Genomic DNA, 26,738 nt, shown 5'->3' on the forward strand with positions numbered 1-26,738 from the left:
ATTTATTCTGGGAGCATCTGTCGTGTGTTAAGCCTTGTTATTAAAAGCTTCACCTCATCGTGAAGGGATGATGTTTACATGAAAAAAACACCAAAGCAGCAAAAGAACAGAAAGCTGATGAATCACTACTCAGCTTGGAAATATGTCGTATTAATCACGACGGTCATTATCTTAACCTTAAGTGCGATCCCAACTTGGTTTGGCGAACAGCCTTCTATCCAGTTGACGTTTGCGGATCAAAACAACAGTGAAATGTCGGTTGTTCATCTGAATCAACTGCTAAAAACCAACCATATTTCAGCCGACAAAATCATTGAAAAAGACGGCAAAACAACCATTGTATTCGATGGTGAAGATGCGCAAAGTAAAGCTCGTGCGTTGTTAAACAAAGAGCTAAATAAAGACGACAGCATCACTTTCTCATACGTATCGGTTGCGCCAGAATGGTTGAATGAGATGGGCTTTAGCCCAATTAAACTCGGTCTTGACCTTCGTGGTGGCGTTCAGTTCTTGTTGAATGTTGATGTGAATAAAGCGTTTGAAGAGCAACGTGATGCGTTGATTGATGAAATCAAAGCGAATTTACGTGATCAACGTGTCCGTGGTGTGCAAGTTCGAGCAGAAAGCGGCAACCGAATTACGGTAAACAGTGACAGCGAGCAAGCATTGTCGGAAGTGAACAAGTTCTTGCGTCAAAATTACCCTGGCTGGATTTCAAAAAGTTCATCTCGTGGCTTTGTGCTTGAACCGAGTGAACAAAATATCCAAGAATTTCAATCCTCGACTCTTCAACAAAACCTGAAGATCATGCGTGGCCGTATTGAAGAACTTGGTATCACAGAAGCACTAGTGCAACGCCAAGGTAAAGAGAGCATTCGAATTGAACTCCCTGGTGTACAAGATCCTGCTCAAGCGAAAAACGTTATTGGTGCAACAGCAAGCTTGGCGTTTTATGAAGTGAAAGATGCGAGCCAAGCACACAGCAGCCAAGATCTTGTTCTTCAAGACAATGACGGCCGTACGGTGATTTTGGCAAAACGACCAGTCCTAACGGGTGAGCACATCGTAAACGCTCGTGCTGGTGTCGACAAAATGGGTATGTCAGAAGTAAATATTTCTCTTGACCACGCTGGTGGTAAGAAAATGAGCGACTTCTCAGCAACTCACATCGGCAAGCCAATGGCGACCGTTTACCGAGAGTACAAGACAAACGATCGCGGTGTAACCGAGCGTAGTGAGCGCGTTATCAGCGTCGCGACTATTCAATCTCAACTTGGTAGCCAGTTCCGTATTACCGGAGCAGGTAGCATGGACGATGCTCAGCAGTTAGCGCTATTACTTCGTGCGGGTTCACTAACTGCGCCGGTTACTATTGTGGAAGAGCGTACTATCGGTGCTTCTCTGGGTGCAGAAAACATTGAAAACGGTTTTGCAGCACTGGCTTTAGGTATGGGTTTAACACTGACCTTTATGGCACTTTGGTACCGCCGCTTAGGTTGGGTAGCAAACGTGGCGCTTTGTGCCAACATGCTTTGTCTGCTTGGCCTAATTGCCTTGTTACCAGGTGCGGTGCTAACGCTTCCTGGCATTGCAGGTTTAGTGTTAACCGTCGGTATGGCAGTGGACACCAACGTTATTATTTTCGAACGTATTAAGGACAAAATGCGTGAAGGTCGCAGCTTCGCTCAAGCGATTGATCTAGGCTTTGACAGCGCGTTCTCGACCATCCTTGATGCCAACATTACTACTATGATCACCGCCGTGATTTTGTACGCCATCGGTAACGGCCCAATCCAAGGCTTTGCCTTAACACTCGGATTAGGTTTGTTAACCAGTATGTTTACAGGCGTATTTGCCTCTCGAGCAATGATCAATTTAATTTGGGGCCGCGATGCCCGTCGTGATGTGAGGGTTTAATCATGGTCGAAATGCTAAAACAAAATATTCGTAAAATTCGCTACTTTACTACGCTAGTTTCCATCATTTTGACGGTGATCGCGTTAGTCGCTCTAGGCTTTAAAGGGTTGAACCTTGGCTTGGATTTCACTGGTGGTATGGTGACAGAAGTAAAGGTAGATAAGCAGCTAACTAACCATGATCTGCTTGACGTACTGCAACCAAAACTTGGTGAGTCAACATCAGTAACACGTTCTGGTGAAGATGGCCGTTGGGTGATCCGTTACTCTGCGCCGGAAGAAGGGCAGACATTACCGAGCGTGGCAGATGTACTTAAGCCAATCTCTCACCAAGTTGATGTTGTCAGCAACAGTATTGTTGGTGCTCAAGTTGGCCAAGACTTGTTTGAACAAGGTGGCTTAGCACTGTTGATTTGTGTGTTGAGTATTCTCGGTTACTTGTGTTTCCGTTTTGAGTGGCGTTTGGCAAGCGGTTCACTGTTTGCTTTGGCCCATGATGTGATCTTAGTGCTTGGCTTCTTTGCAATTACTCAAATGGAGTTCAACTTAACCGTTTTTGCTGCTGTGCTGGCGATTTTAGGTTACTCATTGAATGACTCGATCATCATTGCAGACCGAATCCGTGAGCTGTTGATTGCGAAGCAGAGTTGGAAAACAGAAGACATCAATGACCAAGCTGTTATCGCGACGTTTTCACGCACCATGGTGACATCTGGTACAACACTGATCACCGTTGGAGCATTGTGGATTATGGGAGGAGCGCCTTTGGCTGGTTTCTCAACCGCGATGTTTATTGGCGTTCTGTCTGGTACATGGTCATCGATTTCGATTGGTACCGTGCTGCCAGAGTGGTTGAAACTGGAGCCGAAACATTATCTGCCTGTTGAGATCGACGCTGCGCCATAGCATCGTTCTTTTAAGGTAAAAGTGCTTGCGCCACTCATTTTGAGTGGCGCTTTTTTTGTGCTTATTTCACGCGCATCAGACGATGTTTTACCCGTCCCAAATCGAACTCTAAGATCTGTGAGCGCTTCATTGCTTCGACTTTATTCAACATCGACTCTTGGTAGCCTTTTTTCTTCATCCACTGAAGAGGTTCAGAGAAAGCATCTTCATTAACGACATAAGACTCGCCTTTATGCTCTCCTGCATAGACGTTCACAACCCACACTCGGGCCTGAAAATCTAGTACTTCACTCATCACTTGCGTGAACTTTTGAAAGAGGTTTTTCATTACTTTTAGTTCCGTTCTAACTCACAAACAGCCAAACACCAACGCCCATCATCAACGTGCCTGCGAAACGGTTCATCAAACGAACATTTTTTGATTGGCCTAAAACACGTTTAAGCCCTTTACCGCCTGTCGCATACAGTGACATACAGATGAACTCGAACAGCAGAATGATCGAGACTAAAACCATGAGCTGTGGCGCTAGGGCTTTGCTCTGGTCGATGAATGGAGGCAAAAGTGAGATCATAAATGCCCAACCTTTAGGGTTCGCGATGGCGGTAACGAAGCCCTGCAGAACCAAATTCCAGTTACCTTTAGGTGGTGAAGTTGAGTTCTCCAAATTGATCGCGAGTTTGCCTCGAGATCGCCACATTTCGATACCTAAATAGAGCAAATACGCACCGCCGGCAAATTTGAGGACGGTAAATAGCCACGGATAATTGAGCATAACTGCGGCGATGCCGAGTACCGCAGAGACGGAAACCAGAGCTACCCCGGCTAACTCTCCAATCATCATCCACAGTGTCCGGCGATAGCCGACACTCATTCCCAATGTGAGTGCCAACGTCATGCACATTCCTGGAGTAATCGAGACGAAAAAGAAAGTAGGGATGAACATACTGAGCAATGCAAGATTCATATCTGTTGATGACTTAGTGATTAAAGAGAAGCCACAAAGATAGTGCAAAGCGGGAGAGGATGCTACTACAAAGCGAACGGTTGCTTTTTGTGTTAGTTAGCTGATGTTATTCGGATATTTAAAATTAAAATGAAATTATATTTTAATCTCTGCGTCATAATAGTGCGTATTGCACCAGTATGAAACAAACTCTTATATCGATCTTCGATTAAATATATTTAATTGTTTATATTTTTTCGTTGTTTATTTTCATTGTTCTAAATAGCCATGTTGATAACTAAATTATCATTAAATGCAGTAATTAAATGATATGTTTGATAATTGTCTTTACTGATATTTGAATTATTATTCTAATCTTGTTTTTGCCATAATCATTTAGACTTAAAATTCAGATCTTAAATCATGACATAATGTAATGTCTACCGTTCTGTATGTAATCATATGATATATAAGGATTATTTTGCTGTATTGGTAGGCTTGCGTTTCAGGTAAGTACTATTAAAAACAATGAGTTATGAAGAGTTAACTATTTTATAACATTTCATGTGTAATGAGATCTAAATCAATCTTATGCAAATGGATTAGTTTTTTATTTGAAATGTAATATTTCTAGGTTAACTTAAAATAAAAGACAGCACAGGATTGGTTGTCAAAAGAATAAATAAACACGTCAGTTGGTGAACTATTTCATCAGTGTATTAAGTTTGCTTTTTAAATGCCGTTAAGAATGGAGTCTTCAATGAAGAAAGTCGCTTTGATCACTGGATCAAAAGGCGGAATTGGTTCTGCTATTTCCTCTCAATTAGTCAATGACGGTTACCGTGTAATCGCTACTTATTTCACAGGTAACTACGAATGTGCGCTGGAGTGGTTCAACAGTAAAGGGTTTACCAAAGATCAGGTTCGCCTTTTTGAGTTGGACGTAACAAACACCGCTGAGTGTGCGGAGAAGTTAGCGCAATTGCTTGAGGAAGAAGGAACCATTGATGTTGTTGTCAACAACGCAGGTATCACACGCGATGGCGTGTTTAAAAAGATGACTGCGCAAGCTTGGAATGATGTCATCAATACCAACCTCAATAGTCTATTCAACGTTACGCAACCCCTATTCGCAGCAATGTGCGAAAAAGGTGGTGGTCGTGTCATCAATATCTCTTCAGTCAATGGTCTAAAAGGGCAGTTTGGTCAAGCAAACTACTCGGCGGCGAAAGCTGGGATGATCGGTTTCTCTAAAGCCTTGGCATACGAAGGCGCTCGCTCGGGTGTGACGGTCAATGTTATCGCTCCGGGGTACACAGGTACGCCAATGGTTGAGCAAATGAAGCCAGAAGTGTTGGAATCCATCACGAACCAAATCCCAATGAAACGCCTTGCGACACCAGAAGAAATTGCAGCATCAGTGAGCTTCTTGGTCAGCGATGCCGGCGCCTATATCACCGGTGAGACTTTGTCGGTGAACGGCGGCCTATACATGCACTAAGGAGATAAGATGATGGAAAAAGTATTTATCGTAGCGGCGAAGCGTACCCCAATTGGCGCTTTTGGTGGCAGCCTGAAAAATACCTCAGCTGGCGATCTGGCAGCAGTAGCGATTAAGGGCGCGTTAGAAGCAGCAAAGTTGGCTGGCGACAAGGTTGACGAAGTGATTGTCGGTAACGTTGTTGGTGCAGGTCAAGGCATGGGTGTTGGCCGCCAAGCGGCATTGTTTGCTGGGATTCCCGAATCTGTTCCTGCATACGGCGTAAACATGGTTTGCGGTAGCGGTATGAAAACGGTCATGGACGCAGTTTCTCATATCCGTAGTGGCGATGCAGAGATCGTTGTTGCGGCGGGTGTTGAGGTCATGTCTCAGATTCCGTTTGCCGCACCAAGCAGCATTCGTGATGGCAACAAAATGGGCAATCTGGAGCTGAAAGATCTGCTCGTAGCGGACGGTTTAACCGACGTTTACAACCAATATCACATGGGTGTGACGGCAGAAAACGTAGCAAAAGAAATCGGCCTAACTCGTCAACAGCAAGACGAATATGCGTTGTCGAGCCAACAGAAAGCGGTTGCCGCTATTGAAGCAGGTAAATTCAAAGACGAAATTGTGCCAGTGGAAGTGCAACAGCGTCGAGAAACCGTACTATTCGATTCCGATGAATACCCAAAAGCGAACGCAACAATGGAAGCTTTAAGCAAGCTGCGTCCTGCTTTTGACCGCGAAGGCACAGTGACTGCGGGTAATGCGTCGGGCATTAACGATGGCGCGAGTGCGATTATCGTTGCGTCTGAAAGCGCAGTTAAAGCGCACGGATTAACGCCGCTTGCTGAGATTGTAAGCTACGCGCAATCGGGTCTTGATCCGAAAATCATGGGCTTAGGTCCAGTTGAATCGGTCAATAAAGCACTCGCAAAAGCGGAACTCACAGTAAACGACATCGACGTTTACGAGTTAAACGAAGCATTTGCAGCGCAAGCACTTGGCGTGATTCATCAGTTGGCGGAAACCAACCAAGTTCCAGTTAATGCGATTCAAGATAAAGCGAACTTTAACGGCGGTGCTATCGCGCTAGGCCACCCGCTTGGTGCATCGGGCAACCGAATTTTAGTGACGCTTGTTCACGAGCTTCATAAGCAAAATGGTCAATATGGTGTTGCTTCACTTTGTGTGGGCGGCGGCATGGGCACGGCTGTGGTTGTAAAAGCAGTTAAGTAATTATTTAAACGGACATTTTTAATTCTTTCTCTAGGAGATAAACCATGTACACTGATTTTTTCAAAACATTTAGCGATCAAACTGAAAAAAATCTAGAACCTTACTTGAAGTTCAACAAGCTAGTGACAAAAAACGTAGAAGTGTTGACTGAGCTTCAACTGAACGCAATTCGCACTTACAGCGAAGTGGGTCTAAACCAGATGAAAGCAGCGTCAGAAATCAAAGACGTGACATCACTAACTGCTTTCAACAGCCAACAACTAAGCGTGCTTACTAAGCTTTCTCAGCAAATGATGGATGACAGCAACAAGCTTCAAGCCATTGCAAAAGAGTTCAAAGAAGACGTTGAGAAGATGACTTCGGAAAATCTAAAGACAGTTACTCCTGCGTAATTTGTCCGATTCTCGCCGCCCCTAGATTTGGGCGGCGTTGTTTTTTCCGAATATAGGAGTAAGACTATGTTTCAACACTTCTTTTCGGACTATCTTGTGAAGCTTCAGGAAACCAATCATCAGTGGTGGCATGATTTCGAAGTGAACAAGGCAGTCGTGAACTCTCCTTTAAACAAGGCCATGCAAGAAGTGAACTTTGAGGATACTGCCAAACTGTTCGAACAAGCTGCGAATCAGCCTGCTGCGATTTTAAAGCTGCAAGCACAGTGGTGGGAACAGCAACTGCAAATTTGGCAGAATGTTGCATTGGCGGGGAATCAAGCACAAATCATTGAAGCTGAAAAAGGGGATAAGCGTTTCTCAAACGAAGCGTGGCAAAATGAAGCCATGTATAGCTTCATCAAACAATCCTACCTTTTATTCAGTAAGACCTATCTTGATACCATCGAGTCTTTGGAAGGCTTAGACGAAAAGACGAAAGAACGTATTATTTTCTTCTCTCGCCAAGCCATTAACGCCCTTTCTCCTTCCAACTTCATCGCAACTAACCCAGAGCTTTTGAAGCTGACACTTGAGCAAAACGGCCAAAATCTACTGGCTGGCTTAGAGCAGTTGAAAGAAGACGTTGAGTCGAGCGCAGACATTTTAAAAGTGCGCATGACGAACAACAACGCTTTCCGAGTGGGTGATGACGTTGCGACAACCGCTGGTGATGTGGTCTTTCAGAATGAGTTGTTTGAGCTTATTCAATATCGTCCGTTAACAGAAAAAGTCAACGCGACACCACTGCTAATCGTTCCGCCTTTCATCAACAAATACTACATTCTTGACCTCACTGCGAAGAACTCGATGGTTCGCTGGTTGCTTGAACAAGGCCACAGTGTGTTCATGATTTCTTGGCGTAATCCAGGTAAAGCGCAAGCGCATGTTGAATTTGGTGATTACGTTACTGAAGGCGTTGTGAAAGCGGTTTCCGCGATTGAAGAAATCACAGGGCAAGAGCAAATCAACGCGGCAGGTTACTGCATTGGTGGTACGGTTTTAGCGAGCACTGTTGCATACTATGCCGCAAAACGTATGAAGAAGCGCATCAAATCGGCGACGTTCTTCACCACGCTTTTGGATTTCTCTCAACCGGGCGAAGTCGGCGCGTACATTAACGACACAATCATTAGCGCTATCGAGACACAGAACAACGCAAAAGGTTACATGGATGGTCGTTCACTGAGCGTAACATTCAGCTTGTTGCGTGAAAACAGCTTGTACTGGAACTACTACGTCGACAATTACTTGAAAGGTAACAGTCCGGTTGATTTCGACTTGTTGTACTGGAACAGCGATAGCACCAACGTCAGTGCCGCGTCTCATAATTTCTTGCTTCGTGAGCTCTATCTAGAGAACAAACTCGTGCAAGACAAAGGCGTTAAAATTGGCGGAGTGTGGATTGATCTCAACAAGATCAAAATTCCTAGTTATTTTGTGTCGACGAAAGAAGATCACATCGCGCTTTGGCAAGGCACATACCGAGGTGCATTGCACACTGGCGGCAATAAGACCTTCGTATTAGGCGAATCGGGCCATATTGCTGGTATTGTTAACCATCCTGCTAAAAACAAATATGGCTACTGGTTAAATGACACTCTTGATGACTCAGCTGATGAGTGGTTGAGCAATGCAGAACACAAAGAGGGTTCTTGGTGGACGCATTGGAACGAATGGTTATTGCAATACAACCCGCAAGAGCAGGTTGAACCATTCCCTGTGGGCTCAGAAAATTACCCAGTGATTGATGAAGCGCCAGGACAATACGTTAAGCAAGTTCTGCCAGTGAAAGAGTCTTAAAACTCCCTATAGCAGTAATCTTTAGCGGCCTACATGGTCGCTTTTTTTATGGTTGGATAAGCGATCATTACGCTATCAAAAAAAAAGCGCCGAGCATTTGCTCGGCGCTTAGTGTCAACAAAATAGGCAATAAAAAGTTGACGGGGTAGAGATGAACTAACCTTGCGGTTAAACCTCTTTATCCTTACCTAGTGAGAGTAGCCATAAAGAGACTGCTGCTACTCCTACAAAGCCGGAAAGAATAATCACTGGCATTGCGCTGTATCCAAGGATATGCCAAATCACAGATTCTAAAGTACTCATGGTTTGTCTCCTTATTGCCAGCCTTCAACGCCACTCATGTCAGGCAGCTTGTGAGCAATACCTTTGTGACAATCTACACAGGTCTTGTCGCCAGAAGCTAATGCTGTTGAGTGTTGAGCCGCAGCACGCGAGCCCTGCTGTGAGTAGTCCATGTAATCAAACTCGTGACAGTTACGACACTCTAGAGAGTCATTCTTCTTCATACGAGCCCATTCGCGCTCGGCTAGATGGCCACGACGAGCTTGGAACTTCTCTGGTGTATCAATGGTGCCAAGAACGTAGTGTGCAAACAGTTCTTTTGACGCTTGAACTTTACGTACGATCTTATCTGTCCATTCATGTGGTACGTGACAGTCAGAACAGATTGCACGAACGCCTGAACGGTTAGAGTAGTGGATCGTCTCTTGGATTTCTTTCACGATAGGTGCGTGACACCCAGAACAGAATTCTTCCGTGTTCGTTGCTTCCATACCCGTGTTGAATGCGCCCCAAAACAGAAGACCACCGGCAAAGCCTAAGAATAAAACCACACCAGCGGCAGCTTTACTTGGGTTCTTCAGCCTCTTCCAAAACGCTTTAAGTATTTTCATAAATGACCTCTTAGTACTTGCGTTTCAACTACTGAAGTGAATCAACTGACTGGAATTCATTTTCCACTAGCGGTTTCGCATTGGTTTGTGGAACGTGACATTGCAGACAGAAGTAACGACGAGGAGAGACATCAGCAAGTACTGCATCTTGGCGGTTTACATAGTGCGTTACACTGATTTTTGTTGCGCCAGACTCTTTCGCGTTTTTCCAGCTATGACATGCAAGACACTTGTTTGCGTTCAGTGACACTTCGTAGCTACGAATGCTATGTGGAATCAACGGTGGCTGATAAACAAAGCTGTCTTCAACGATTTGGTCTTTCGGAAAATCTTTAAATTCGTCTGCAGGGCGAGTGTCTTCCAGCTGAGTCATTCCACGTAGCGACTCAAGGCCACCTGTGCCTCCTGGATTGTCCAACTCTGCTTGCGCAATGCCTGTTACTAATGCACCTACAGATAAAAGTGCGACAAGTAATTTTTTCATCATTTCATCTCCGCCTATATGGCTTAAATTCTTTATGAGGCCGCAGCTATGACGGCCTTTACGTTCGTGATTTGACGGTTAAGCAACCTTAGTGATTTTGACTGGACACTTCTTAAAGTCTGTCTGTTTAGACAGAGGATCAGTCGCATCAAGGATTAGCTTGTTGATCAAAATACGAGCATCAAAGAACGGTACGAATACCAAGCCTTTTGGCGGACGGTTACGACCGCGCGTTTCAACACGAACGCGTACTTCGCCACGTTTGTTCGCGATAACCACTTCTTCACCGCGACGTACGTTGCGCGCTTTCGCATCTTCTGGGTGCATGTAACAAACCGCATCCGGTACTGCTTTGTACAGCTCAGGTACACGACGAGTCATGGTACCAGTGTGCCAGTGCTCAAGAACACGGCCTGTACATAGCCATAGGTCGAATTCTGAATCTGGCACTTCTGGTGGCGCTTCGTACGGTGCAGAGATGATCTTCGCTTTACCGTCGGCATTGCCGTAGAAATCCCAACCAGAACCCGCTTTCGCGTATGGGTCCGAGCCTTCTTTAAAGCGCCACTGTGTTTCTTTACCATCAACGACTGGCCAACGTAGACCGCGTACGGTGTGGTACACATCGTATGGTGCTAAGTCGTGACCATGGCCGCGGCCGAACGTTGCGTATTCTTCAAACAGACCTTTTTGAACGTAGAAACCGAAGTGGTGCGAATCGTCGTTCAGTTCACGTGCCTCTTCAAGCGGGAACTTGTCAACTTGGCCGTTTTTGAACAGCATGTCGTACATGGTTTTGCCACGGTACTGAGGCGCTTTCGCTAGAAGTTCTTCTGGCCATACTTCTTCCATCTTGAAGCGTTTAGAGAACTCCATTACCTGCCATAGGTCAGACTTAGCGTCGCCTACCGTGCCTACTTGTTGGTACCAAGCTTGAGTACGACGTTCTGCGTTACCGTAAGCGCCTTCTTTTTCAATCCACATTGCTGTTGGAAGGATAAGGTCAGCCGCTTGAGCGGTAGCCGTTGGGTATGGGTCAGAAACAACGATGAAGTTTTCTGGGTTACGGTAGCCTGGCAGACGTTCAGTGTTAATGTTCGGACCAGCTTGCATGTTGTTGTTACATTGAACCCAGTAACAGTTCAGTACGCCATCGTTCAGCATACGGTCTTGAAGTACCGCGTGGAAACCTGGTTTTGGTGGAATCGTGCCTTCAGGCAGTTTCCAGATTTTTTCTGCGATTTGGCGGTGTTTAGGGTTAGCAACCACCATGTCCGCAGGTAGACGGTGAGCAAACGTACCAACTTCACGAGCTGTACCACACGCCGATGGCTGACCAGTTAGTGAGAATGGGCTATTACCCGGAGTGGCGATTTTACCGGTTAGAAGGTGGATGTTGTAAACCAAGTTGTTCATCCACACGCCGCGAGTATGTTGGTTCATACCCATTGTCCAAAGTGACATTACTTTCGTGTTTGGATCGGCGTATTGTTTCGCAAGCTCAATCAGTTTTTCTTTCTCAACACCCGAGATCTCAGACGCTTTCTCAACCGTGTATGGCGCTACAGACTTCTTGTACTCTTCGAAAGAGATTGACGTCAGTTTTCCTGAGTTAGGGTTTTTCGCAGCTTTTTGTAGCGGGTCGTCGTCACGCAGACCGTAACCGATGTCGGTGTCTGCTTGAGTAAAGTTCGTGTGCTTGTTCACGAAATCCCAGTTGACTGCATCGTTTTCGATGATGTAGTTCGCGATAAAGTTAGCAATCGCAAGGTCAGACTGTGGGTTAAAAATGTAGCCGTGATCTGCCAACTCGAATGAACGGTGGTAGTAAGTTGAAAGTACGTTTACGCGAACATGAGGGTGGCTCAGGCGACGGTCAGTAATACGAGTCCATAGTACAGGGTGCATTTCTGCCATGTTCGAACCCCAAAGCACGAATGCATCAGCGTTCTCGAAGTCATCGTAACAGCCCATAGGTTCATCGATACCGAAAGCACGCATGAAACCTACTACCGCAGACGCCATACAGTGACGCGCGTTAGGGTCAATGTTGTTAGAACGGAAACCGGCTTTCATCATTTTCGCCGCCGCGTAACCTTCCATTACAGTCCATTGGCCAGAGCCAAACATACCAACGCTAGTCGGGCCTTTTTTCTCTAGAGATGCTTTCCATTTTTCTGCCATCATATCGAATGCAACGTCCCACGAAACTGGCGTAAATTCGCCATCTTTGTGGTATTTGCCGTCTTTCATACGAAGAAGAGGTTGAGTCAGACGGTCTTGACCGTACATGATCTTAGAAAGGAAGTAGCCTTTGATACAGTTTAGGCCTTTGTTTACTGGTGCTTCTGGGTCACCCTGAGTAGCAACGACTTTGCCGTTTTGAGTACCAACAAGAACAGAACAGCCTGTACCACAAAAACGACAAGGCGCTTTGTCCCATGTGATTTTGGTTTGATCAGAGCTTGCAATCAGGTTCGCTGCAGATGCTGGTAGTGTAATACCTGCGACAGCAGCAGCTGATGCAGCCGCGTTTGCTTTCACAAACGCACGTCTTGTCATTTTCATACTTCACCCTCGATTTGGGAATGTTGTGTTCCAGTGTCTTCTTCATCCGTTTCTTCAAGCGCAGTTTCGATTTGGTGATAAACCAACACTGTGCTCAAAACATTCGGTAAATTGTTAATGGCATCAATAGTGTCTGTGATGAAACCTTGGTTTTCGGTTTCAAGCACCACAACGATTTTGCCTTCTGGACTGTCTCCGTAAATTTCCGCGTTTTCATACGTTTCAATTTGCGTCTTAATTTCATCCAGATGCTCAGGCAGCACGTGCACTACTAAACTTGAAATATGCACTTCATTTAGTGACATATAGCTCTCTCATTTATTGCCGTTTACCGTATATACGGCTTAGGCTGTTATATTGCTCACATTGATGGATGAAGTCGGGCACACAGAAACACATGCGCCGCAGCCGTTGCATTCATCAAGGTTTAAATTGGGTTGTGCTACTTTTCCCAGTTCTAACTTGAACTGGATTGCTATTGGGTCGCACATGTCCCCACAGCTTCTGCATTCGACATTTTGCTTTGCTAAACAGTCATCACTAATTACTGCTTTTGCGTGCCAAGGTTGCTCGGTTTCTGCTAAAAAGAGCGGCTCTGGACAAACATCTGCGCATTGATAGCAAAACGTACATTCATCAATAGAAAAATCGACTGAAGGGAATCCGCCGTCACTTTTGGTTATAATTTTCGTTTCGCAGGCGTCAATGCACTTTCCGCAACGAGTACAACCATCCGTGAACTGTTCTGGTCGGGCTAACCAAGGTAGGCGAACGGCGTTATCGGTATGCGTTTTTCTTGCAAAGAGTCTTCTTCTGGAAAGGTCTACCACTTAGTCACCTCGAAACTTGGAACCCAAACTAAGCATAGTCCACAATTTTCATTAATAAACTGTCATTAAAGCTAACGAAATTGTAGTTTTTGACATATTTGTATAAATACCTCTTAGGAGGTAATTGAGATGCAATATTGTTTTGGATCAATAAATTCCATCGCAGGTGATCACATATTGATAAAGTTGAAAGTCAATGGGTTCATTGCGTGTACAAGTTGGACAATTAATAGGCGAGGAACTCTGATTGTTTAAAAATGTGAAAAAGTCAGTAACGCGCACGATTGCGTCCGCGATGCTTCTGATTTTGTTGTTATCAGTAGCAACGACTGGCTTTGCTATTTTTACCCTTGCGTCAAGCCTAAATGACGCAGAAGCCGTCAACGTGGCGGGGTCGATGCGCATGCAAAGTTATCGTTTAGCACACGACATTCAGATTCGATCTGTTGATTATTCTTCACATATTGACGCATTTGAGCACTCGATTTACTCGCCTTCGATGAAAGCACTTCAGCATTGGTCTGTGCCGGAAGACATCACTCACGATTACTATCGCTTAATCATGCGATGGCACGAGTTAAAATCGGTGTTGAGAGGGGAGGACCCAAGCCAATATCAACTCTTGGTCGCGGGCTTTGTTCAGCAGATCGACGACTTTGTGTTTAAGCTGCAAAACTTTTCTGAGCAGAAGCTCATCAACTTAGCTTGGATTGGCGGGTTAGGGCTGGGCGGCATTCTTTGCGCCAGTATGTTTGTTGTCCACTTTATCCGTTTGGAAGTCGTGAGGCCGCTGCGTGCACTAGTATTTGCAAGTGAACGAATTAAAAATCGCTCTTTTGATATCAATTTAGCGGTGTCAAGTGACAACGAAATGGGCATACTCACGCGCACCTTTAATCGGATGGCGACAGACCTCGGTAAGCTCTATCGTGGATTGGAACAGGCGGTAGACGAGAAAACTCGCAAGTTACAACATGCGAATCAGTCTTTAGAAGTGCTTTATGATTCCTCAAAAGAGCTCACGGCATCGCGCATTAATCAGGATAATTTCCAGGCGATTTTGAAGCACATTGCGAGCTTAGAAGGCATTAAAGCGGTGAAGCTTGAAATCGAACAGTTGGGAGAGCCTAATTGGATCCTTACGGAAGGGGAAGAGTGCTGCCATGATTGTGATGATGAATGTCATGCAGAACCTTTAACGTTAGATGGCGAACATCTCGGTTCTCTATATTGGAAAGCAGGCTTACCGTGCCCGAACGAGACGCTAATTGACAACTTTGTACAAATTCTCTCGCGAGCGGTGTATTACAATCGCGCACAGCGTCAAGCAGAGCAAATTTTGTTGATGGAAGAGCGCGCGACCATTGCTCGCGAACTTCACGACTCTTTGGCTCAAGCGTTATCCTATTTGAAAATTCAGGTCGCTTTATTAAAGAGAAGCGTGAAAAATCTTCCTGACGAAAAGGCTATCGCTCAAGCCAATCAAGTGATTGCAGAGCTGGATACGGGCTTGTCGGCTGCTTATACCCAGTTACGTGAGCTGTTAACAACATTCCGTCTGACGATCAAAGAAGGCAGTTTTGGCCAAGCACTGCAAGATATGGTTGAAACGCTTAATGAGCAAACAACGGCAGAAATTACGTTGAAAAATAGACTTTCATCGACGGAATTAGATGCGCATCAACAAGTCCATTTACTACAGTTGATCAGAGAGGCGGCACTGAATGCGATTAAGCATGCGCAAGCTGACCATATACATATTCAATGTCTTGATTGTGATGGGAAAGTCACAGTAACCGTCTCCGATGACGGGGTAGGCTTTGAACATCAGGACGAAAAAATTAATCATTACGGTATGACGATCATGCAAGAGCGAGCAGCGAGACTGCACGCCGATCTACAGATTGAAGCATCAATAAACAAAGGGTGCACCGTAAAACTCGAATTCCAACACAGTAAGGAAGTAAACTTTGACAGTGTGTAAAGTAATGCTGGTGGATGATCATCCACTGATGCGACGTGGTATCCATCAACTCCTGAGCTTTGAGCCAGAGTTTGAAGTCGTTGCAGAAGCAAGCAATGGCGCAGATGCAGTCGCAAAAGCGCATGAGCTTGAGCTCGATTTGGTACTGCTAGATCTCAACATGAAAGGTATGTCTGGGCTGGATACGTTAAAAGCGCTGCGAGCAGATGGTTGTGAGGCGAGGATTGTTATTCTGACCGTTTCAGACAGCCCTGCGGATATTGAAGCGATTGTACGCAGTGGCGCGGATGGCTACTTGTTAAAAGATACAGAGCCGGATGAGCTTGTTGAGCTACTCAAACAGGCCCATCAGGGTGACAAGGCATACAGTCAAGAGGTTGCCAAGTATTTGAGTGAACGCTCTGATCATGAAGATGTTTTTGATTCGCTAACGGATCGCGAAACGCAAATACTGCGAGAGGTGGCAAGAGGCTTCCGTAATAAGCAGATTGCCGATCGTTTGTTTATTTCTGAATCGACGGTAAAAGTACACATGAAGAGCCTACTTAAGAAGCTTCAAGTACCTTCTCGCACGGCGGCAACGGTACTTTACTTAGAACGCTTCGGAGATATCAAATAATCATGCTGTCATCGCTGTGTTGCGACCTTATCTTTTGATTATTAAATAATTTTTAGTAAAGCAGAAATGAAAAAACCGCCATTAAAGGCGGTTTTTTCATTTGTCTGGGCGAATAGAATACAAGTCACTGTTGTGCTTGCCGCACTCCAGATAATACTGATGCGCCACCTTTTTATTTTCGGCGACGACGATCATACTGTGCATTTTCCCCTGTTCGAAATATCGAATTTCATATTCTACACTGGTATCAAGTTGCTCAGCGGCTGCCATACTTCGCCTCCATAACCTATCCTAAAATCATCCATGCAAATAATATGCCGTTATAGGGAGCGCTGTTCGGTACAAAAATTGACCGATAAATGCGCTTTAACTCACTTTTTTGCGGATAGTTGTGATCAAAAAGTTAATTTCAAACTCTATATACTATGAGGGTGGCAATGAGCAATTGTCACACTGGCGTAAGTTTGCCGCAATATTAAGTGATACAAGTTGAGTATAGAACTTAATCAATAGAAAAGGGAATACGAATAAGTGATTAAATTATCGAGTTTATTCAATAAAGTTCTTCAATACGGATTCGTGTTCTTGTTGGTTATTTTACTGGCCGGATGTACGAAAAAGTTTCTATATAGCAACATCGATTGGTTTGTTATTGAATATTTAGATGACTACGTATCGCTTAACGATGAACAAGAAACATTGTTAGAAGAGCGACTATTGCTATTAGCAGATTGGCATAAGAAAGAAGAATTACCGTTATATATCGATCACTTAAAAGAGCTTGAGAATATTAATGCAAACAATATTACTCTTGCGTTTTTGCAGCAAAACCGAGAAAAAATGAAAGCGCACTATGACCGTATAGTGTCGAGATCGGCGCCAGATTTGTTCTCTTTGAGCTTACAACTGACGCCAAAGCAACAACAAGAATTTTTGCAAAACGTGCGAAAGGACTATCAAGAAAGAAACGCAAAATATGCGGATAAAACCGAAGCAGAGATCAGAGAGATTATTTTAGAGAATACAGAGGAGTGGATGGAAGAATGGATTGGGGAATTGAATAGCGATCAAAAACGGTACGCAAAACAAATTTCCCAGCAAACGATTTTGAATAGTCCACTTTGGCGAAATTATCGCGCTTCAATATATCAAGAGTTGGAATACCTTTTCGAAAATCAGTCCAACAGTGTTGTCTATCAACAAGTATTTATGCAGCTATTGTTCGAGCCGGAAAGCTATTATAGCGAGCAACTATCCGAGAATATCGATCACAACCTTGGGTTAGTGGATCAATTGATGTTAAACGTAGCGAAGTCCATGACCGATAAACAGTGGTTCCACTTCCGCAATAAAGTCAAAGAATGGCGAGTGTTAGCAGAAGAACTTCAAGATTAAACATATTGAAAACAAATGGTTATTGTTATGTATACCAGGCTGAGCCGAGACTTTCTGATGAAAAAATGATTCAAAGCAAATTCTTATTGAGCTAAGAGCGTAACATGGAGTGAGGTTTATTACGGGCACTAGGCGGCCTCGCATTTAAATAACATTAGGTAGCCGAACTCATTCAGAGTAATTGGAGTTCATTCGTCTGAGCTACCTATGTTAGGCAAACCTTAGTATTGCCGGTTTGTTTGAGTGCGATGCGTAGTCTGGTGTTTATCGCTTAGAACAATGAGAATAAATATGAAGCATTTAGTCGAAAGATTCCTTCGCTACGTCACGTTTGACACCCAATCAAATCCCCATGCTGCCCAATGCCCAAGCTCACCTGGCCAACTCGTTTTTGCAGAGTTGTTGAAACAAGAGATGCTAGATCTTGGTTTGAGCGATGTGACTTTAGATGAACACGGTTACTTGATGGCAAAACTGCCGTCGAATGTTGATTACGATGTTCCACCAATCGGCTTTATCGCCCACATGGATACTGCACCAGATGCGTCTGGTAAGAATGTAAATCCGCAATTTGTTGAAGACTATCAAGGTGGCGATATTGCTCTTGGGTTGGGAGACGAAGTGTTGTCTCCGGTTCAGTACCCGGACTTGCACAACCTACACGGCCACAATTTGATTACCACCGATGGCACAACGTTGCTTGGCGCGGACAACAAAGCGGGCATCGCAGAAATTTTGTCTGCGATCGCGATGTTGATTGAGAATCCAGACATTCCTCATGGTGACATTTGTATCGGTTTTACGCCGGATGAAGAAATCGGTCGTGGTGCAGATTTGTTTGATGTTGAGAAGTTTGGCGCGAAATGGGCTTACACTATCGATGGTGGGCCACAAGGCGAACTTGAATATGAGAACTTCAATGCGGCAAGCGCCGATGTGATTTTCCATGGCGTAAGCGTTCATCCAGGTACGGCTAAAGGCAAAATGGTCAATGCGATGAATTTAGCGGCGCAATTCCAAGTTAAAATGCCAGCAGACCAAACCCCTGAAACTACCGATGGGTATGAGGGTTTCTTCCATCTGAAATCGGGAGAACTGGGTATCGCCCGCAGTGAGCTTGGTTACATCATTCGCGATTTTGACCGTGAAGGGTTAGAAGAGCGTAAGGCGCTAATGCAAAAACTTGTCGATGAAATGAACGCAGGTCTGAAACACGGTTCTGTCGAACTTAACATTACCGACAGTTACTACAACATGCGCGAAATGGTTGAGCCGTACCCTCACATTATCGAATTAGCGAAACAGGCAATGGAAGCTTGTGATGTTGAACCGTTGATCAAACCGATTCGTGGTGGTACGGATGGCGCGCGGTTATCCTTTATGGGATTGCCTTGCCCTAACATCTTCACCGGTGGTTTCAACTTTCATGGTATCCATGAATTTATCTCTGTAGAGATGATGGAAAAATCTGTCCTTGTGATTGTAAAAATCGCTGAACTTACCGCTAAAAAACACGGTTGATGGAACGTTCACCCACTCAATTCAATTGAATGGGTGACATCGATACAAAAAAGCCCAGACAATTTGTGTGTCTGGGCTTTGTAGTTTTGGGAAGGACTAACGAACGTCTTTATCCTCGAAATTGATGTCGTCTAGCGGTAGCCAATCTACCTCAACACCCGCCTGATCAAACATATCTTGGCTCACTTGGATTTTATCTCCCCAGCGAGATAGAAAGTCTTCAGACTGTTCTGGGCAGTGAACGCGCGAAATACCTGTTTGAATGATCTTTGCAGCGCAGTTTGGGCACGGGAAGTGCGTTACCCAAATGTCACAACCATCCAAATCGCGTTTTGAAAAGAGAATTGCGTTCTCTTCTGCATGCAGAGTTTTTAAGTATTTCAGTTCACGTTCGTCGGTGTCTACACTGTCCGAAACACCGTGTGGATAACCGTTAAAGCCAACAGAAACAATGCGGTTCTGTTTAGTGATCACCGCACCTACCTGCGTTGAAGGGTCTTTACTCCAAGACGCCACCAGTTCAGCCATTTGGTAAAAACGTTTCGCCCATTTAGAAATCATGCTCATCCTCTCGGTCGAAGGCTTTGAATTATCTGAATGATAACCCATTTTTTTTAAAAAAATAGTCGAAATACGAGCATTACAGTGAAAGCGATTCGTTTTCATGGTTAATCGGGGAGAGTTTGTTCAGCTCTAAGCAACAATTCCGCCTTTATTGATGAGTTTATTGGTCAAAATTGCAAACGAATGAGTCATACATCACATTGATGATTAGAGGTTGCTTATATTGTGGGGTGAATGAAGATCTGAAAATGATTTCAAATGCATCAACTTTATTTCGGCTCGTTTCAATTAATTACATTTAGAAACATTTTACACAATTTATGTAGGAGAATTCGGAATCTACTGTCTGTAAGGTTAGTGTGTTTTCAACAATATCCTGTTCTATAAAGACGGTAAATACATGCAAAAGAAACCACTTGTCGCATTAATGGCGGCTACAGCTATCCTTGCAGGATGCGGAGAAGCGAATAATGCCCAAAGAGAGAGCCAAGCGCCTCTTGTCGTAACTCAGGATGTCACGGTAATCGACTACCAACCGAGTAAATCATATATCGGTCGCATTGAGGCGGTAGAAGATACCAATATCACAGCACAGATTTCAGGCTATTTACAAGCTCGTCATTTTGAAGAAGGACAAATGGTAGAAAAAGGTCAGCTTCTTTATTCTATTGAACCTTCTTCTTTTGAAGCACAAGTGGCAAGTGCGAAAGCAGCGTTAGCACAAGCAAAAGCTTCGCTTAAAAAGGCAGAGCTTGATCACCAACGTGGTAAAAACCTGCTTCCTCGTGGAAGCATCTCCCAATCGGAATTTGATGCGTTGACAGCAACATTGCTAGGCGCGCGTGCAGAACTAGAAGCCGCGAATGCACAGCTTAAACTTGCAGAAGTCAACCTTTCGTACACGCAAATCCGAGCGCCGTTTAGTGGTCGTATTAGCGACACTAAAGTGAGTACTGGTGATCTGGTTTCTCCATCTTCAGGTGTGCTGACGACGCTCGTGAGCCTAGACCCTGTGCACACTTCGTTTAGCGTCAGTGAACGTGAGCGTTTAGCGATGGGCATGGATCGAATTAAAGGCGATGGTTCGGCCGAGTCGAACGGTGTGGAAGTGCAACTAGAGCTAGAAAACGGCCGGTTTTTCGAACACCTAGGTCAGCTTGATTTCTTGGGCAACCGTATTGATACCAAAACAGGCACGATTGCTATGCGTGCGTTGGTGCCAAACCCAGAACACAAACTGCTTCCGGGCCAGCACATCAAAGTCAACTTACGTGATAAGAATACGCGAGATGTCATCGTCGTGCCTCGTCGTGCGGTGCAAACTGACCTAGAAGGTGACTTCGTGATGGTGACAACGGAAGGCAACGTCGCTGAACGTCGCAATGTAGAACTTGGCCCGCAAGTCGAGCAGGGCATTATCATTCGCGAAGGTCTTGAGAAAGGTGAAGCTGTTATCACACAAGGTCTACAGCGTGTTCGTAATGGCGTAGAAGTGCGTGTTCAAACTCCAACTGAAGACAAACAGTAGGAGGTCGCATGTTAAGTCGTTTCTTTATACAAAGACCTAAGTTCGCGCTGGTCATTTCGATCATCCTGACGTTGGCTGGTGCCATTTCGCTAGCGATTTTGCCAGTGGCTGAATATCCGCAAATTAGTCCACCGTCGGTTAGCGTAACGGCGTACTACACTGGCGCAAGTGCCGAAGTGGTTGAACAGGCCATCGCCGATCCGATAGAGACATCGGTGAACGGCGTAGAAAACATGATTTACATGTCTTCGAAAAGTGCTAACGATGGTTCGTACAGCTTAAACGTTACGTTTGATGTTGGTACCGACCCAGATATGGCGCAGGTGAACGTGCAAAACCGAGTGTCACAGATTGAGTCAAAACTGCCTCAGGAAGTGCGCATGGTCGGCGTGACGGTGAAAAAGCGTTCTCCTGACCTATTGATGGTTCTGAACTTCTATTCACCAGACGGCAAGTACGATGACCAATTCTTAATTAACTACATCAACTTGAACGTAAAAGATCAGTTGGCGCGTGCGAAAGGCATCAGCGAAGTAAATGTAATTGGTGGTGGTGAATACGCGATGCGTGTGTGGTTGGACCCAGAAAAAATGGCCAACCTCAAGCTAACGACATCGGATGTATATGCTGCTTTAGCGGAGCAAAACGTCCAGGTTGCTGCTGGCCGTGTTGGTGCCGCGCCGTACAATAACCCGCAAGAAGTGCAGTTTAACCTAGTGACGAAAGGTCGCTTAGAAAGTGTGAGCGAGTTTGAAAACGTTGTTCTTCGTGCCAATCCAAATGGCTCTACGGTTTATCTAAAAGATGTTGCACGTGTTGAACTGGGTAAGAAGTTCTACGATGGTAACGGTAAGTTCCGTGGACAAGATGCTTCGATTGTCGCTCTGTCACTTCAGTCTGATGCAAACGCATTAGAAAGTGGTAAAGCGGTAATGGAACTGCTTGAACGCTTGAGCGAAAACTTCCCTGAAGGTATGACTTACGAAACCAGCTACGACACGACTGTGTTCGTCGCTGAGTCGATCAAAGGCGTGGTAAAAACACTTGTCGAAGCGATTCTACTGGTTATTGCCGTAACCTACCTATTCTTGGGCAGTGCGCGAGCAACGTTAATTCCAGTGGTCGCGATTCCAGTTTCGTTGATTGGTACGTTTGCCATCATGCAAGCGACAGGATTCACCATCAACACGGTAACCTTGTTCGGTTTGATTCTCGCGATTGGTATCGTGGTGGATGACGCGATTCTGGTTATCGAAAACGTTGATACCACGATGGCGAAAGATCCAACCATTTCACCTCGTAAAGCAACGTTGCTAGCGATGAAAGAGGTGACTGGGCCAATCATTACCTCAACGTTGGTTCTGTTGGCGGTATTCCTACCTGTCGCGATGCTTCCGGGTATTACTGGCATCATGTATCGTCAGTTCGCATTGACGATCTGTATTTCGGTTGTGATTTCGTCAATCAACGCGCTAACGCTGTCACCGGCTCTTTGTTCATTGGTATTAAAACAAGGTGGCGGCAACACGGCTAACTGGTTCCAAGCATTCAACCGTGGTCTAGAGCGTGTTACTACGCGTTACGGCCAAGTTGCAGGCTTCCTTGTTAAGAAATCTCTGTTATTGGTTACGTTCTTCATCGTTGCGGTTGCTGCGGTGTCTTTCTTCGCGAAGACGACGTCAACGGCATTCGTTCCTCAAGAAGATAAAGGTATTTTGCTGGTCAACGTTCAGTTGCCTGATTCTGCTTCTCTGTCTCGTACAGAAGAGGTGACGAGCGACTTGATGAAAATGATCGAGGAAGAACCCGGTGTAGATGGCGTAACGGTTGCAAACGGCTTTTCGTTTATGACTGGAGCTGCGGCGTCAAACGGTGCTTCGCTGTTCATCAAGTTGCATGATTGGGAAACGCGTAACTCGCTAGGTGGTGAACATTCTGCCAATGCGATAGCAGCTCGCATCAATGGTCGAGCTGCAATGGAATTACCTCAAGCTGTCGTGTTTGCGATGGGGCCGCCTGCCGTTCCGGGGATGGGCGCTGCTTCCGGTTTTGAATTTGTATTGGAAGATACGTTAGGTCGTAGTCGCACTGACTTGTCGATGGTGATGGGGGAGATGATTCAGGCAGCAAACCAAGCTCCTGAGATCGCGTACACCTTTAGTACATTCCGCGCGAACGTACCGCATTACTATGTGGATATTGACCGCGAGAAAGCGCAACAACTTGGCATTTCGCTGTCGTCTATCTTCCAAACTTTGCAAGGCAACTTAGGTTCGCTTTACGTGAATGACTTCACCATGTTTGGTAAGAACTTCCGCGTAACCATGCAAGCGGACAGTCAACACCGTAGTGGCATGCAAGATTTGGAACGTTTCCATGTTCGCTCTTCGATGGGGGAAATGGTGCCATTAAGCACGCTAGTCAGCTACGAGCAAGTATTCGAACCTGATGTGGCATGGCGATACAACATGTACCGTAGTGCCATCATTCAAGGCCAACCAGCTCCGGGTTACTCAAGTGGTGATGCAATTGCAGCGATGGAACGCGTTGCTGCTGAAGTTCTACCACAGGGCTATACCTACGAATGGACAGGCATGGCGTACCAAGAAGTGCTTGCCGGGAACCAAGCCATTTACGCATTTGCGTTGGCGTTGATCTTCATTTACTTGTTCATGGTGGCGCAGTACGAAAGTTGGAGTATTCCTTTGGCGATCATTTTGGTGGTACCTGTTGCAACGCTAGGCTCCTTCCTTGCGCTGAACTTAACGGGCACACCATTAAACTTGTACGCTCAGATTGGTCTCGTTCTCCTTATAGCCTTGGCTGCGAAGAACGCCATTTTGATTGTGGAGTTCGCGAAGCAAGAGCGTGAAGAGAAAGACGTTGCCATCGATGACGCAGCCGTAAAAGGCGGTACGCTACGTTTTCGTGCGGTGAACATGACGTCTTGGTCGTTTATCTTGGGGATTTTCCCGTTGATCTTCGCCGCTGGCGCGGGTCATGTGAGTCAAAACTCGCTCGGAGTGTCTCTGATTGGTGGTCTATTATGTGTGCTTCTTGCGGGTACGTTCTTGATTCCGGGCTTCTACGCTCTGGTACAGAGACAACGTGAGAAGATTCATGGCGGCAATACAAAGCTTGTGCCGCTTGATGATGAATAACTACCGACACGATTTGGGCTGAGCTGATACTGAGCCTAAATAGAAAACAAAAAGCCCGAAGCATTCATTCGCTTCGGGCTTTCTTATTGGATTAACGAATCTACTAGTAGATTACTTTAAGCGAGTCTTAAACTCGGCTACCGCTTCATCCATATCGTGTGCTTGAGCCGACACTGAGTTCACTTCATGCAAACATTCTTGCGCGGAGTGCATGTTGTTTTCAGAGATGACGTTCAGCTCAGTGATTGAGTCGCTAACTTGGTTCATCACAATGCCTTGCTCTTCAATCGCAGAAGCAATGCGCTCTGAGTTGCCTTGAATCGCGTGCATGTCCGTGATGATTTGCTGGAGGCTTGCGTCTAATTGTTCAGATGCACTCAGGGTTTGCTGACCTTGTTCGTTACATTGATCAATATCGGAAACCACCATCGACATCTGCGCTTGGATGTCCATCACCACTCGCGTGATCTCTTCCGTTGATTGATGTGTACGGCTCGCAAGAGCGCGAACTTCATCTGCAACCACGGCAAATCCACGTCCTTGCTCACCCGCTCGAGCCGCTTCGATAGCCGCGTTAAGTGCAAGCAAGTTCGTTTGTTCAGCAATGTCTTGAATGATGTTCACCGCACCGCCAATTTTATCGACGTGTTGGTTCAATGAGCCGATAGACTGTTGGCTGTTCGATAGAATACCCGTCAGCTGGCCAACATTCGTCACGGTCATTTCTACGACAGAGCGACCTTGTTCGGCGTTAGTCGCGGCTTGGTGAACACCTTCAACCGCAACCGATGTACTTTCAGAAATTTCACCGATAGTGGCAACCATCTGCTGCACGGCCGTCGCCATAGAGGCGGTGTGATCAGTCTGTGCGTGGAACTGTTCCATAACACCTTCAAGCTCACGATGCATGTTGTCCGTGCTCGCTGTTAACTGCATCGATTTTTCTTGTGTGTTGTGGATCAAACGCTCTAGCTTTTCGAGCAGATCGTTGAGGTGGTGGCTGATATCAAATAGTTCATCCTTACCAGCAAGATCAGAGCGCAAGCCCATGTTATTGCTTTCGCTGATGTTTTTAATCGTTGCTAGCAAGCTGCCAACTCGAACGTTGATAGAGCGAGAAATTTGCCAAATCAGCGCAAAAATCACTACTAAGATGAACGCCGTAATGGCTTGCTTGATGCTTGCCATTTTTTCATCGCGTTGGGTTGCGGCAGAATCAATCGATGATGAGAAAGCTTCAAACTGCTCTTCCACGGCGTGAGATAGCGCGCGAGTTTCGCCCAGTAAACCTTTGTTGTACGCCACACCAATGACTTGTTTTTGAGCTGCAAGTTGTTTCGCTGACTCTAACAGTTCTGGAACGTATAGGTCAGACAGTTTGCTTGCGTCAAATTCGCCCATTTTCACCGCATTATCAAACTGGATAAGAGAAAGGATTTGCTGATGGTCGGCGCTTTTCTTTGCTTCAAGTAGCAGGTTTTCGTAACGCGCAAGAATGCCACTTTCTTTGTCTAGGCCATACTTTTGAGAAGCGGAAACTAATGCTTGGAAACCTTTTTGATAAGCGAGTAAATCCTGTTTGAAACGCTGACTTGAGGGTAGGTCGTATCGGTTTAGGATTTGAGCGAGCTCTTTCTCGGTGCTTAAAAACTTATCAACATTGCTATCAAATTTATCTAAGTATTTGACATTGCTGCGAAGTAAAAAGTCTTTCTCATTACGTCGCAAGTTGAGTAAGCGTATTTCTAAATCACCGACAAGTTTTACTGCGTGGTTGAGTTCATTGCTCTGATTTGCGAAATGAGATGAGGTACCCAAAAGGGTCACAATGCCTAAAATGGCGATAACTCCGAGGAAGTAGAGTTTTTGCCTAATAGTCATATTGTTGTTTCCTGAATAAGTGACTAAAAAAGAGAAATCCAATCAGATTTCCAAGGGCTAGCAAACGTTGTTCAACTAACATGTCGTGAAAGTGACATGCCTTAATACAGCACCTTTTTACGTTGCTGTTATTTTGCCCCCTGCTTGTTCTTACTATCAAGTCGGCGGCGTTGTGAAGCGCGGGTTGGTTTTGTTTTAATGCGCTTCTTATCTTGTAAGGCGGCAGCTTTAATCAACTCTTGTAGGCGATTTAGCGCATCCTCTTTGTTTTTTTCTTGTGTGCGAAACTGTTGCGCTTTAATGATCACCACACCATCTTTAGTGATACGGCTATCAGAAAGTGCAAGTAATCGCTCTTTGTAGAATTCCGGTAAACTTGAATGGTGTATATCGAAGCGCAGATGTATGGCAGTCGCTACCTTGTTAACGTTCTGTCCGCCATTTCCTTGAGCTCTAATGGGCGTTAATTGTATTTCCCATTCTTGAAGTGTGACGGAGTTCGAAATTTTGAGCATGATAAGCAAATGCCGATAAGGACGATTGAAAGAGCTGATAAATTAACACTACAGATGTACAAATAGAAGAAAA

24 protein-coding genes are annotated in these 26,738 nt (G+C 45.2%); 12 read left to right on the plus strand and 12 right to left on the minus strand.

The genetic code is table 11. The annotated features are described in order from the left end of the window. Positions 1-78 precede the first annotated feature (78 nt). Together secD and secF are read left to right on the plus strand one after the other, a co-directional pair. Entirely contained in the window at positions 79-1,917 is a 1,839-nt protein-coding gene (gene secD / locus ACF8OV_RS19470; RefSeq protein ID WP_005373570.1) for a protein translocase subunit SecD, read from the plus strand. A gap of 2 nt (positions 1,918-1,919) precedes the next feature. Then, a complete protein-coding gene (gene secF, locus ACF8OV_RS19475) occupies positions 1,920-2,822 on the plus strand; it encodes a protein translocase subunit SecF (protein ID WP_005463489.1) in 903 nt (300 codons plus the stop codon). A gap of 61 nt (positions 2,823-2,883) precedes the next feature. On the opposite strand, the gene ACF8OV_RS19480 is transcribed toward secF, so the two are convergent. Together ACF8OV_RS19480 and ACF8OV_RS19485 are read right to left on the minus strand one after the other, a co-directional pair. Beyond that, entirely contained in the window at positions 2,884-3,150 is a 267-nt protein-coding gene (locus tag ACF8OV_RS19480) for a hypothetical protein (protein WP_005485023.1), read from the minus strand. Positions 3,151-3,166: 16 nt separating this feature from the next. After that, complete coding sequence (locus tag ACF8OV_RS19485) at positions 3,167-3,787, minus strand: LysE family translocator (protein WP_025556810.1); 621 nt, start codon at positions 3,785-3,787, stop codon at positions 3,167-3,169. Between the two features lie 739 nt (positions 3,788-4,526). On the opposite strand from ACF8OV_RS19485, the gene ACF8OV_RS19490 reads away from it, so the two are divergent. The 4 genes from ACF8OV_RS19490 (at position 4,527) to phaC (ending at position 8,722) form a co-directional block, all read left to right on the plus strand. Continuing rightward, complete coding sequence (locus ACF8OV_RS19490) at positions 4,527-5,267, plus strand: SDR family oxidoreductase (protein WP_005477336.1); 741 nt, start codon at positions 4,527-4,529, stop codon at positions 5,265-5,267. A gap of 12 nt (positions 5,268-5,279) precedes the next feature. After that, on the plus strand, positions 5,280-6,488 hold the full coding sequence (locus ACF8OV_RS19495; RefSeq protein WP_203504488.1) for an acetyl-CoA C-acetyltransferase: 1,209 nt from the start codon (positions 5,280-5,282) through the stop codon (positions 6,486-6,488). A gap of 44 nt (positions 6,489-6,532) precedes the next feature. Continuing rightward, entirely contained in the window at positions 6,533-6,880 is a 348-nt protein-coding gene (locus ACF8OV_RS19500) for a phasin family protein (RefSeq protein WP_005398278.1), read from the plus strand. A gap of 66 nt (positions 6,881-6,946) precedes the next feature. After that, positions 6,947-8,722 carry a class I poly(R)-hydroxyalkanoic acid synthase gene (gene phaC, locus ACF8OV_RS19505; protein ID WP_005463495.1) on the plus strand — a complete coding sequence of 592 codons (1,776 nt, stop codon included), beginning with the start codon at positions 6,947-6,949 and terminating at the stop codon, positions 8,720-8,722. A 168-nt stretch (positions 8,723-8,890) separates the two neighbouring features. Here the strand turns inward: phaC and ACF8OV_RS19510 are convergent, their stop codons facing one another. The 6 genes from ACF8OV_RS19510 to napF form a co-directional block, all read right to left on the minus strand. Then, positions 8,891-9,025 (minus strand): TIGR02808 family protein, encoded by a 135-nt coding sequence (locus ACF8OV_RS19510; RefSeq protein WP_005463497.1) that lies wholly within the window; start codon positions 9,023-9,025, stop codon positions 8,891-8,893. Between the two features lie 11 nt (positions 9,026-9,036). Continuing rightward, positions 9,037-9,615: a NapC/NirT family cytochrome c gene (locus ACF8OV_RS19515; RefSeq protein WP_005463498.1), complete on the minus strand. Its 579-nt coding sequence runs from the start codon at positions 9,613-9,615 to the stop codon at positions 9,037-9,039. A gap of 28 nt (positions 9,616-9,643) precedes the next feature. Then, positions 9,644-10,099, minus strand: a complete 456-nt coding sequence (locus ACF8OV_RS19520; protein WP_011106440.1) for a nitrate reductase cytochrome c-type subunit — start codon at positions 10,097-10,099, stop codon at positions 9,644-9,646. 78 nt (positions 10,100-10,177) lie between these two features. Continuing rightward, positions 10,178-12,667: a periplasmic nitrate reductase subunit alpha gene (gene napA, locus ACF8OV_RS19525; RefSeq protein ID WP_392404389.1), complete on the minus strand. Its 2,490-nt coding sequence runs from the start codon at positions 12,665-12,667 to the stop codon at positions 10,178-10,180. Continuing rightward, a complete protein-coding gene (locus tag ACF8OV_RS19530; RefSeq protein WP_005463501.1) occupies positions 12,664-12,972 on the minus strand; it encodes a chaperone NapD in 309 nt (102 codons plus the stop codon). The genes napA and ACF8OV_RS19530 overlap by 4 nt, the downstream gene beginning before the upstream one ends. Positions 12,973-13,011: 39 nt before the next feature. Continuing rightward, positions 13,012-13,497 carry a ferredoxin-type protein NapF gene (gene napF, locus ACF8OV_RS19535; RefSeq protein ID WP_080260420.1) on the minus strand — a complete coding sequence of 162 codons (486 nt, stop codon included), beginning with the start codon at positions 13,495-13,497 and terminating at the stop codon, positions 13,012-13,014. Between the two features lie 247 nt (positions 13,498-13,744). On the opposite strand from napF, the gene narQ reads away from it, so the two are divergent. Both narQ and ACF8OV_RS19545 read left to right on the plus strand, forming a co-directional pair. Beyond that, the gene (gene narQ / locus ACF8OV_RS19540) at positions 13,745-15,481 is read left to right on the plus strand and encodes a nitrate/nitrite two-component system sensor histidine kinase NarQ (protein WP_005463502.1); all 1,737 of its coding nucleotides are present in this window, start codon (positions 13,745-13,747) and stop codon (positions 15,479-15,481) included. Then, positions 15,468-16,100, plus strand: a complete 633-nt coding sequence (locus ACF8OV_RS19545) for a response regulator (RefSeq protein ID WP_005485085.1) — start codon at positions 15,468-15,470, stop codon at positions 16,098-16,100. The genes narQ and ACF8OV_RS19545 overlap by 14 nt, the downstream gene beginning before the upstream one ends. 96 nt (positions 16,101-16,196) lie before the next feature. Here the strand turns inward: ACF8OV_RS19545 and ACF8OV_RS19550 are convergent, their stop codons facing one another. Further along, positions 16,197-16,370 carry a hypothetical protein gene (locus ACF8OV_RS19550; RefSeq protein WP_005463506.1) on the minus strand — a complete coding sequence of 58 codons (174 nt, stop codon included), beginning with the start codon at positions 16,368-16,370 and terminating at the stop codon, positions 16,197-16,199. A gap of 261 nt (positions 16,371-16,631) precedes the next feature. Here ACF8OV_RS19550 and ACF8OV_RS19555 point away from each other — a divergent pair, with 261 nt between their 5' ends. Together ACF8OV_RS19555 and pepT are read left to right on the plus strand one after the other, a co-directional pair. Next, positions 16,632-17,495: a DUF6279 family lipoprotein gene (locus ACF8OV_RS19555; RefSeq protein ID WP_025442604.1), complete on the plus strand. Its 864-nt coding sequence runs from the start codon at positions 16,632-16,634 to the stop codon at positions 17,493-17,495. A gap of 291 nt (positions 17,496-17,786) precedes the next feature. After that, the gene (gene pepT / locus ACF8OV_RS19560) at positions 17,787-19,016 is read left to right on the plus strand and encodes a peptidase T (RefSeq protein WP_025442605.1); all 1,230 of its coding nucleotides are present in this window, start codon (positions 17,787-17,789) and stop codon (positions 19,014-19,016) included. A 96-nt stretch (positions 19,017-19,112) separates the two neighbouring features. On the opposite strand, the gene ACF8OV_RS19565 is transcribed toward pepT, so the two are convergent. Continuing rightward, positions 19,113-19,577: a dCMP deaminase family protein gene (locus ACF8OV_RS19565; protein WP_005485131.1), complete on the minus strand. Its 465-nt coding sequence runs from the start codon at positions 19,575-19,577 to the stop codon at positions 19,113-19,115. A 403-nt stretch (positions 19,578-19,980) separates the two neighbouring features. Here ACF8OV_RS19565 and vmeY point away from each other — a divergent pair, with 403 nt between their 5' ends. Further along, positions 19,981-21,108 carry a multidrug efflux RND transporter periplasmic adaptor subunit VmeY gene (gene vmeY / locus ACF8OV_RS19570; protein ID WP_005477351.1) on the plus strand — a complete coding sequence of 376 codons (1,128 nt, stop codon included), beginning with the start codon at positions 19,981-19,983 and terminating at the stop codon, positions 21,106-21,108. Positions 21,109-21,116: 8 nt separating this feature from the next. Continuing rightward, positions 21,117-24,269 (plus strand): multidrug efflux RND transporter permease subunit VmeZ, encoded by a 3,153-nt coding sequence (gene vmeZ / locus ACF8OV_RS19575; protein ID WP_005463515.1) that lies wholly within the window; start codon positions 21,117-21,119, stop codon positions 24,267-24,269. 111 nt (positions 24,270-24,380) lie between these two features. Here vmeZ and ACF8OV_RS19580 read toward each other — a convergent pair whose 3' ends face one another. Both ACF8OV_RS19580 and arfB read right to left on the minus strand, forming a co-directional pair. Further along, a complete protein-coding gene (locus ACF8OV_RS19580; RefSeq protein ID WP_005485152.1) occupies positions 24,381-26,150 on the minus strand; it encodes a methyl-accepting chemotaxis protein in 1,770 nt (589 codons plus the stop codon). Between the two features lie 128 nt (positions 26,151-26,278). Further along, the gene (gene arfB, locus ACF8OV_RS19585; RefSeq protein ID WP_392404390.1) at positions 26,279-26,665 is read right to left on the minus strand and encodes an alternative ribosome rescue aminoacyl-tRNA hydrolase ArfB; all 387 of its coding nucleotides are present in this window, start codon (positions 26,663-26,665) and stop codon (positions 26,279-26,281) included. Positions 26,666-26,738 lie beyond the last annotated feature (73 nt).

It is taken from the genome of Vibrio sp. GLN_1, assembly GCF_043106015.1.
GTDB classification, from domain to species: domain Bacteria; phylum Pseudomonadota; class Gammaproteobacteria; order Enterobacterales; family Vibrionaceae; genus Vibrio; species Vibrio parahaemolyticus.

Excerpts from the sequence above, each read along its gene's own strand:
- secD (WP_005373570.1), top strand. The coding sequence starts at position 79 with ATGAAAAAAACACCAAAGCAGCAAAAGAACAGAAAGCTGATGAATCAC.
- secF (WP_005463489.1), top strand. The coding sequence starts at position 1,920 with ATGGTCGAAATGCTAAAACAAAATATTCGTAAAATTCGCTACTTTACT.
- ACF8OV_RS19480 (WP_005485023.1), bottom strand. The coding sequence starts at position 3,150 with ATGAAAAACCTCTTTCAAAAGTTCACGCAAGTGATGAGTGAAGTACTA.
- ACF8OV_RS19485 (WP_025556810.1), bottom strand. The coding sequence starts at position 3,787 with ATGAATCTTGCATTGCTCAGTATGTTCATCCCTACTTTCTTTTTCGTC.
- ACF8OV_RS19490 (WP_005477336.1), top strand. The coding sequence starts at position 4,527 with ATGAAGAAAGTCGCTTTGATCACTGGATCAAAAGGCGGAATTGGTTCT.
- ACF8OV_RS19495 (WP_203504488.1), top strand. The coding sequence starts at position 5,280 with ATGGAAAAAGTATTTATCGTAGCGGCGAAGCGTACCCCAATTGGCGCT.
- ACF8OV_RS19500 (WP_005398278.1), top strand. The coding sequence starts at position 6,533 with ATGTACACTGATTTTTTCAAAACATTTAGCGATCAAACTGAAAAAAAT.
- phaC (WP_005463495.1), top strand. The coding sequence starts at position 6,947 with ATGTTTCAACACTTCTTTTCGGACTATCTTGTGAAGCTTCAGGAAACC.
- ACF8OV_RS19510 (WP_005463497.1), bottom strand. The coding sequence starts at position 9,025 with ATGAGTACTTTAGAATCTGTGATTTGGCATATCCTTGGATACAGCGCA.
- ACF8OV_RS19515 (WP_005463498.1), bottom strand. The coding sequence starts at position 9,615 with ATGAAAATACTTAAAGCGTTTTGGAAGAGGCTGAAGAACCCAAGTAAA.
- ACF8OV_RS19520 (WP_011106440.1), bottom strand. The coding sequence starts at position 10,099 with ATGAAAAAATTACTTGTCGCACTTTTATCTGTAGGTGCATTAGTAACA.
- napA (WP_392404389.1), bottom strand. The coding sequence starts at position 12,667 with ATGAAAATGACAAGACGTGCGTTTGTGAAAGCAAACGCGGCTGCATCA.
- ACF8OV_RS19530 (WP_005463501.1), bottom strand. The coding sequence starts at position 12,972 with ATGTCACTAAATGAAGTGCATATTTCAAGTTTAGTAGTGCACGTGCTG.
- ACF8OV_RS19550 (WP_005463506.1), bottom strand. The coding sequence starts at position 16,370 with ATGGCAGCCGCTGAGCAACTTGATACCAGTGTAGAATATGAAATTCGA.
- pepT (WP_025442605.1), top strand. The coding sequence starts at position 17,787 with ATGAAGCATTTAGTCGAAAGATTCCTTCGCTACGTCACGTTTGACACC.
- ACF8OV_RS19565 (WP_005485131.1), bottom strand. The coding sequence starts at position 19,577 with ATGATTTCTAAATGGGCGAAACGTTTTTACCAAATGGCTGAACTGGTG.
- vmeY (WP_005477351.1), top strand. The coding sequence starts at position 19,981 with ATGCAAAAGAAACCACTTGTCGCATTAATGGCGGCTACAGCTATCCTT.
- vmeZ (WP_005463515.1), top strand. The coding sequence starts at position 21,117 with ATGTTAAGTCGTTTCTTTATACAAAGACCTAAGTTCGCGCTGGTCATT.
- ACF8OV_RS19580 (WP_005485152.1), bottom strand. The coding sequence starts at position 26,150 with ATGACTATTAGGCAAAAACTCTACTTCCTCGGAGTTATCGCCATTTTA.
- arfB (WP_392404390.1), bottom strand. The coding sequence starts at position 26,665 with ATGCTCAAAATTTCGAACTCCGTCACACTTCAAGAATGGGAAATACAA.